At 71.0% G+C, this 7,386-nt stretch carries 9 protein-coding genes and 1 pseudogene; 2 read left to right on the top strand and 8 right to left on the bottom strand.

Features of this window, described 5'->3' with window-relative positions; all coding sequences use genetic code 11:
- The 3 genes from GTW43_RS36815 to GTW43_RS36805 all read right to left on the bottom strand — a co-directional run.
- Positions 1–1,504: AAA family ATPase (locus GTW43_RS36815; protein WP_343246235.1), on the bottom strand; the 1,504-nt coding region annotated here is incomplete at its 3' end.
- Positions 1,505–1,702: 198 nt separating this feature from the next.
- Positions 1,703–1,915: a hypothetical protein gene (locus tag GTW43_RS36810; RefSeq protein ID WP_161306310.1), complete on the bottom strand. Its 213-nt coding sequence runs from the start codon at positions 1,913–1,915 to the stop codon at positions 1,703–1,705.
- 380 nt (positions 1,916–2,295) lie between these two features.
- Entirely contained in the window at positions 2,296–2,577 is a 282-nt protein-coding gene (locus tag GTW43_RS36805; RefSeq protein WP_161306309.1) for an acylphosphatase, read from the bottom strand.
- A 135-nt stretch (positions 2,578–2,712) separates the two neighbouring features.
- Between GTW43_RS36805 and GTW43_RS36800 the strand changes: the two genes are divergently transcribed.
- Both GTW43_RS36800 and GTW43_RS36795 read left to right on the top strand, forming a co-directional pair.
- Positions 2,713–3,792 (top strand): CAP domain-containing protein, encoded by a 1,080-nt coding sequence (locus GTW43_RS36800; RefSeq protein WP_161306312.1) that lies wholly within the window; start codon positions 2,713–2,715, stop codon positions 3,790–3,792.
- A gap of 125 nt (positions 3,793–3,917) precedes the next feature.
- Positions 3,918–4,322: a helix-turn-helix domain-containing protein gene (locus GTW43_RS36795; RefSeq protein WP_161306308.1), complete on the top strand. Its 405-nt coding sequence runs from the start codon at positions 3,918–3,920 to the stop codon at positions 4,320–4,322.
- Here GTW43_RS36795 and mutM read toward each other — a convergent pair.
- From mutM to GTW43_RS36770, 5 genes and pseudogenes are all read right to left on the bottom strand, one after another.
- Positions 4,295–5,155, bottom strand: a complete 861-nt coding sequence (gene mutM / locus GTW43_RS36790; protein ID WP_161306307.1) for a bifunctional DNA-formamidopyrimidine glycosylase/DNA-(apurinic or apyrimidinic site) lyase — start codon at positions 5,153–5,155, stop codon at positions 4,295–4,297. The two genes, GTW43_RS36795 and mutM, sit on opposite strands and share 28 nt — an antisense overlap.
- A 112-nt stretch (positions 5,156–5,267) precedes the next feature.
- On the bottom strand, positions 5,268–6,059 hold the full coding sequence (rnc, locus tag GTW43_RS36785; protein ID WP_161306306.1) for a ribonuclease III: 792 nt from the start codon (positions 6,057–6,059) through the stop codon (positions 5,268–5,270).
- 7 nt (positions 6,060–6,066) lie between these two features.
- On the bottom strand, positions 6,067–6,240 hold the full coding sequence (gene rpmF, locus GTW43_RS36780; protein ID WP_030361955.1) for a 50S ribosomal protein L32: 174 nt from the start codon (positions 6,238–6,240) through the stop codon (positions 6,067–6,069).
- A gap of 2 nt (positions 6,241–6,242) precedes the next feature.
- Positions 6,243–6,887, bottom strand: a complete 645-nt coding sequence (locus GTW43_RS36775; RefSeq protein WP_237537010.1) for a YceD family protein — start codon at positions 6,885–6,887, stop codon at positions 6,243–6,245.
- A gap of 147 nt (positions 6,888–7,034) precedes the next feature.
- Positions 7,035–7,386: pseudogene (locus tag GTW43_RS36770) on the bottom strand (cell division initiation protein); the annotation flags it as partial.

The raw sequence follows: 7,386 nt of genomic DNA, 5'->3' as shown, positions 1-7,386 counted from the left end.
CGGTGCCGTCCTTGCGGCGCAGCCCGAGCGCGAGCGCCTCGTGCCGGGCGGCGGTGGCGGCCCGGCTGCGTTCGGCGGCGGTGGCGGCCTCGCGCGCGGCGGACAGCGCGGCCTCGGCCTCGGTGAGCGCGGCGCGGGCCGTCTCGTGGCGCTCGGACAGCTCGGCGTCCCCGGCGTCGAGCCCGTCGACCTCGGCCTGGAGCTGCTCGTACTCCTCCTGCGCGGTGACCGCCCGCTGCCGGGCCTCGTCGCGCGCGGAGGCGAGCCGGTCGATCTCGGCCTGGGCGGAGGCGGCCCTGCCGCGGGCCGCGTTGACCTGACCCTGCAACCGGGCGAGCCCCTCGCGCCGGTCGGCGATGGCCCGTGCGGCGTCCTTGAGCCGGCGCTCCTCCACGGCCAGCTCGCGCTCCAGTTCGGCGCGGTGCGCGACCGTCTCGTCGAGCGCGATCTGTGCGGCCTCGAGGGCGGCCTCCAGCTCGGCCTCCTGCTCGCGCACGCGGGCGGCTTCGCGTTCGAGGTCCTCGGGGTCCCGGCCGCGCCGCTCCTCGGCCGGGACGGAGGTCGCGCTCTTCACACGGGCGTCCGCGAGGGAGACGGTGCCGCGCACGCGCTCGGCCAGCTGCGACAGCTCGTACCAGCTCTGCTGCGCGCGCTGGAGACGTGGGCTCAGCTGCCGCACCTCGTCCTCGAGGTGGCCCTCGCGCTGGAGCGCCTTCCTGAGTTCGGCCTCCGCGGCGTCCTTGCGGCGCTTGAGCTCGGCCTCGTCGGCGACCTCGGCGCTGAGGGCGGCCCGCATCCGGACCAGGTCGTCGGCGAGCAGGCGCAGCCGGGCGTCGCGCAGGTCGGCCTGGATGACGGCGGCGCGGCGGGCCACGGCGGCCTGGCGTCCGAGCGGCTTGAGCTGGCGGCGCAGTTCGTCGGTGAGGTCCTGCACGCGCGCGAGGTTCGCCTGCATCGCGTCCAGTTTCCGCAGCGCCTTCTCCTTGCGCTTGCGGTGCTTGAGGACACCCGCGGCCTCCTCGATGAAGGCGCGGCGGCCCATCGGATCGGCGTGCAGGACGGAGTCGAGCTGGCCCTGACCGACGATGACGTGCATCTCGCGGCCGATGCCGGAGTCGGAGAGGAGGTCCTGGATGTCGAGGAGCCGGCAGGTGTCCCCGTTGATCTGGTACTCGCTGCCGCCGTTGCGGAACATGATCCGCGTGATGGTGACCTCGGCGTACTCGATGGGGAGCGCCCCGTCGGAGTTGTCGATGGTGAGCGACACCTCGGCCCGGCCGAGCGGCGAGCGCCCGGTGGTGCCGGCGAAGATGACGTCCTCCATCTTGCCGCCGCGCAGGGACTTGGCGCCCTGCTCGCCCATGACCCAGCTGAGGGCGTCCACGACGTTGGACTTGCCCGAGCCGTTGGGCCCCACGACGCAGGTGATGCCCGGCTCGAACCGCAACGTGGTGGCCGAGGCGAACGATTTGAACCCGCGCAGGGTCAGAGCCTTGAGGTGCACGCCGTCGGACTCTACCGGGCGCCCCTGTCTCACTCCATGAACCCGCGGTTTCACTCAGGAAGGTGCAGGGCACACCAGACGTTGAGGAAAGGTGCCGGGAGGGGGCGGGGGAAGAAAGAAGGGACGCCGGAGCGTCCCTTGCGTATCTCTGTCAGCGGCTGATACGAACAGCCCGACCACGTGCTTCGTTGGATGTGGTCAGGTGAGCGCAGGCTCGGCCTGGGGTACGTCGATGCCGTCGATACCCTCGATGAGAGAGTCGTGAGAAGCGGCAGCCGCGAGCGCGTCGTTCTCCGCCTGGATCCGAACGAGCTCGGATTCCAGGTCCTGGACGCGCTGCTGGAGCCGTCGCATCTCGGCGAGGAGTCGCGGGTCGCTGCCGCCGACGTAACCGAGAAGCGCCTTTGCCATGATGGATGGTCCTCCACACTGAGTGACCGACCGAATCGGTGTGGGTCGTGAGGGAATCGCACCCGCGGTGCTTGGCACTTCTTGTTCTGCTGCCGTTCTCACATGCCAAACAGCTGAGGTGCGCGGGGATTCCAGAGTCTCACCAAAAAGTTTGACGGTCAACACGATCACACCCCGTATTCGCGGGCATCCCGGGGGCTTCGCGCCGGAGAACGTGCGGCGCGGCCTGACCTTCGGGACCCGGGGGCGTGGAGATCATCCGTATCACCGGAGCCTGCCACGAGTCCCTCTTCTTGGCAACCACCAGGCAGTTTCCCCTCCCGGGCGGCACCCGGGGCGCGCATCCGCCGGGTGTCCGGGGCGGCACCTGCGGTGACGGATCAGCGGATGGCGAATCCGTCGTAACCCCCGCGCGGCGTGTCCCAGATCTCAGTCACACCGTCGACGCGTCCGGGTGTGTCGTCGCCGTGGAGCCACTCGAGGAGCTGCGCGCAGGCCGCCCGGGGACCCTCGGCGACCACCTGGACCCGGCCGTCGTCCAAATTGAGAGCAAAACCACTCAGGCCGCCGATCTCCAGAGCGCGTGCACGGGTGAACCACCGAAAACCCACACGTTGGACGCGTCCTCGCACCCAGGCGACGAGCCGTACATCTTCGTTCATGGGGTGCACGCTAACCGGCCAATTGCCCTCGGAGCACTTCCTCCCCTTGCGTCCTGGGGTACCGTCGCGGACCGACGAGGCTCACTCGTAAGGGTGAGTCGCGTCGACGACCGCGAGGACGAGGAAGGCCAGTACATGGGACGCCACCGACGCTCCGCCGCCGGACGCGCCACGGGCCGCGGCGCGGAGACCACCCCGGACGCCTACGCCGCGGAGCACCGCGCGACGCACGGCACCGGCACCGCAGGGACCGCCGACGGCGCGCAGCGCGCCGCGGGCTCTCCCGCGCACCCTCTTTACGCTCCGTTCGACGAGACGATGACCGACGTGTACGGCACGGTCTCCCCCGCCGGCGGCGCCGCCGAGGAGGCCTCCGGGCACTCGCACCGGCGCAGGAAGCGCGGCGCCCCGGTCCGCACCGGCCTGCTCGGTGTGTCCGCCGCCGTCGCGCTGGGCGCGGTCGCGGTGGCCTCGGGGCTCATACCGGGCACCGACAGCCTCAAGCTCGGCGGTGACCACGGCGGCAACAAGGTGCAGGCGGCCGACTCCTCCCCCAGCGTCGAGGCGCAGGGCGGCACGGACGGCACGGTCGAGGACCGGGCCCCGTCCGCGGCGAGCCGCGGCACCGAGCGCCCGACGCCCTCGACGAAGACGGAGCCGTCGGCGTCCGCTCCGTCGAAGACCGCTTCGCCGAAGCCGTCCCGGACGCCCTCGAAGACGGCGGAGCCGTCGAAGAAGCCCTCCTCCGCCGCTCCCTCCACGCGGAGCGCGAGCCCCTCGACCTCCGCCCCGAAGCAGAAGACCGAGGCGCCGGCCGCTCCGGCGACGACCGCCACCACCCCGTCCGCCGCGGCGCAGGTGCTGTCGCTGGTCAACCAGGAGCGCGCCAAGGTCGGCTGCTCGCCGGTGACCGCGGACAGCGGTCTCGCCTCGCTGGCCTCGGACTTCAGCGCCGACATGGCGTCCCGCGGCTTCTTCGACCACACCGACCCGGACGGCGCGACGCCGTGGGACCGCGCCCAGAAGGCCGGCATCACGGGCCTCGGCGGCGAGAACATCGCCCGGGGCCAGGCGAACGCGCAGTCCGTCATGGACGCGTGGATGAACAGCGAGGGCCACCGCGCGAACATCCTGAACTGCGACTTCAAGACCCTCGGCGTCGGCGTGCACTTCGGTGACGGCGGCCCGTGGTGGACGCAGGACTTCGGCTACTGATCCCGGCGGCCCGCGCCCCGCGGTCAGGTACGCGGCGGTGAAGGGCCCGGCGGCATCCGAGGGCAGCGCTTTCTCCTGGAGAGCGCTGCCCTTCTGCGTGCGCTGCACGGGAGTACGCTGCATCCATGGAGACGACCGACACCGAGGGCGACGCCACCGCCGACCTGCCCTACGACGTGTTCTCCAGGGCGTGCCCCTCACGGCGCACCCTCGAGCACGTCACCGGCCGCTGGGGCGCCCTCACCCTGGGCGCGCTGTCCGAGGGTTCGCTCCGCTTCAACGAGCTGCGGCGCCGGGTCGACGGCGTCAGCGAGAAGATGCTCTCCCAGACCCTCCAGGCCCTGGAGCGTGACGGGCTGGTGCACCGCGAGGCGCAGCCGACGAACCCGCCGCGCGTGGACTACGAGCTCACCGGACTCGGCCGGGCCGTCGCCGAACGCCTGCTGTCCCTCATCCACTTCGTGGAGGGCCGGATGGACGAGGTCCTGAGCGCGCGGGAGCGCTACGACGCGACGCGCGGCGGGCGCTGACAGCGCGGGCAGTAGTAGCTGGACCGGTTCATCCAGGCGCTGCGCCGCATCGGGGTGCCGCACCTTCCGCACGGCAGCCCCTCGCGCCCGTAGGCGTCCAGGGAGCGGTCGAAGTAGCCGGACTCCCCGTTCACGTTCACGTAGAGGGAGTCGAAGCTCGTGCCGCCGACGGCGAGCGCCGCGTTCATCACGTCCCGTACGTGGCCGAGGAGTTCGGCGGTGCGCGGGCGGGTGAGCGTGGCGGTGGGGCGCTCGTAGTGCAGCTTCGCGCGCCAGAGGGCCTCGTCGGCGTAGATGTTGCCGACGCCGCTGATGAGCGACTGATCGAGCAGCGCGCGCTTCACCGTGGTGCGCTTCGCGCGCAGCGCGGTGTGGAACGCGGCGTCGTCGAACAGCGGGTCGAGCGGGTCGCGCGCGATGTGTGCGATGACGTCGGGCAGCCCGTCGGGGGTGTTCTCGTGCAACGAGAGGCCGCCGAAGGTGCGTTGGTCGACGAAGCGCAGCTCGGTGCCCAGGTCGTCGGCGAACCGGATCCGCACCCGCAGGTGCTTCTCGTCGGGCGCCTCGTGCGGCTGCACGAGCAGCTGGCCGCTCATCCCGAGGTGGGCGAGCACGGAGGTGTGCGTGGTCTCCAGCGGCAGCCAGAGGTACTTGCCCCGGCGCATGGGCTCACCGATGCGCTGTCCCTTGAGGCGGTGCGCGAAGTCGTCGCCGCCGGCGAGATGCCGGCGCACCGCGCGCGGGTGCAGCACCTCGGCGTCCTCGACGGTGCGGTGCGCCGCCCAGCGGGCCAGGCCGCGCCGGACGACCTCCACTTCGGGCAGCTCGGGCACGGGGTCCTCCGGGGATCGGGGGGAAGGGCGCAGGGAGCTTACCGTGCCCGCACAAGAGAGCGCCCGCCCCACCGGTGGACACCGGCGGGACAGGCGCGAGGAAGCGGCGTCGTCAGGCGCCGGCGGCGGGCTCCGCCTCGGCAGCCTTGGCCCGCTCGTCCGCGGCGGCGCGGATCGCGCGCCATGCGGACTCGGCGGCCTGCTGCTCCGCTTCCTTCTTGCTGCGGCCGGTGCCGGTGCCGTACGAGACGCCTCCGACGCGGGCGGCAGCAGTGAAGGTCTTCTCGTGGTCCGGGCCCGTCTCGGAGACCAGGTACTCGGGGACACCGAGCCCCTCGGTCGCCGTGAGCTCCTGGAGACTGGTCTTCCAGTCCAGGCCGGCACCCAGATTCGAGGACTTCTCGATCAACGGGTCGAACAGTCGGTGAACGAGCTCACCGGCCGCGTCCAGACCCTGGTCCAGATAGACCGCGCCGATCACCGCTTCGAGCGTGTCGGCGAGGATGGACGCCTTGTCCCGGCCGCCCGTGCCCTCTTCGCCCCGGCCGAGCCGGATGAAGGAGCCCAGGTCGAGCCCGCGGCTGACCTCCGCAAGCGCCCGCGAGTTCACCACCGCGGCCCGCAGCTTCGCCAGCTGTCCCTCGGGCAGATCGGGGTGGGTGCGGTAGAGCGTGTCGGTGACCACGAGACCGAGCACGGAGTCCCCGAGGAACTCCAGCCGCTCGTTCGTGGGCAGACCGCCGTTCTCGTACGCGTACGAGCGATGCGTCAGCGCACGCACCAGAAGGGCGGACTCGAGCTGGTACCCGAGCCGCCCTTCCAGAAGCGTGTGGGACGAGGCTGTGGTGTCCACCTTTTTCCTGGCGTCATCCGCCTTCTTGGTGTTTGACACTGTGCCTCTCACCGGCCGCTCAGACCTCGAGGACCTGGCGCTTGTTGTAGGTGCCGCAAGCGGGGCACGCGATGTGCTGCAGCTTGGGCTCCTGGCAACGCTCACACGAAACCAGGGTGGGGACCGCAGCCTTCCACTGCGACCGGCGGTGGCGCGTGTTGCTGCGCGACATCTTCCGCTTCGGAACAGCCACGGCTACTTCTCCTGCTTCTCGTCGACGCCCGCTTCCGCATCGGCGCCGCTCATCTCGTCCTTCTCGCCGTCCTGGATGGTGCCAGCGAGTCCCTGCAGTGCCGCCCAACGAATGTCGACGGCGTCGTGGTGGTGACCCGGTTCGTCCGCGAGTCGCACTCCGCACTCGGAGCACAGACCTTCACAGTCTTCCTGGCACACCGGCTGCATCGGCAGTGCGAGCACCACCGCATCACGCAGCACAGGCTCGAGGTCGAACAGGCCGTCCTCGAGAAAGAGCGTGTCCTCGTCGTCCTCGGCGTCGTCGCCGGCGTCGTCCTTGGGACGGCCCCGGTCATCGGCGTCAGGGTACGAGAACATCTCCTGGAAGTCCGCGTCGACCTCGTGGTCGAGCGGCTCCAGACACCTTACGCACTCCCCCTTGGCCGATGCACGGGCGGTGCCTGTGACAAGCACCCCTTCCATGACCGACTCCAGACGGAGGTCGAGCTCCACCGGGGCGCCCTCCGGCACCTCGATGACTCCCTGGAGACCGAGGTCCTTGGGAGCGTCGATCGTGCGGGTCAGCCGCTGCATGGCACCAGGACGCCGACCCAGCTCGTGCGTGTCGAACACGAGAGGATTGCGGTGGTCGAGGTGGGTGTTCAGGGCTGGTCCCGCTTTCGTTCTTCGGAGCTCCTGCCCGATGGCGTTCCGGGCAGCTGTGACCGCACGAGTACGCGCGACCGAAGAGCCAGGATACTGGACCATTCGCTCTCGGCCCAATCCGGTCCCCCGGCCCCCGAAGGGTTCCGGTCAGCGGCCCTGCTCGTACTGCCGCTCGTACTCCCGCACCTGATCCATATTGATCATGCTGGTGTCGAAGAGGCTGGTCTCGTCGAGCACGCCGCCCTGGTCCTGCTGCAGGGGCGGCTGCGCCTGCTGGCCGGGCTGCTGCTGGTAGCCGTACGCGTACTGCTCCTGCTGCACCGCGTACGGATCCTGCTGCTGGTACCCGTACGGGTCCGCCTGCTGCTGGTACCCGGCGTACATGTCCTGCTGACCGTAGCCCTGCTGCTGGTAGGCGTACGGATCCTGCTGCTGTGCGTACGCGGCGACCGGCTGCTGGGCCGGGATCTGCGGCTCCTGGACCTGCGGGGCGCCCGGA

It is taken from the genome of Streptomyces sp. SID5785 (genome assembly GCF_009870065.1).
Classification (GTDB): domain Bacteria; phylum Actinomycetota; class Actinomycetes; order Streptomycetales; family Streptomycetaceae; genus Streptomyces.
Note: the sequence above shows the minus strand (reverse complement) of the source record. Positions and strands in the feature narration are given on the sequence as shown.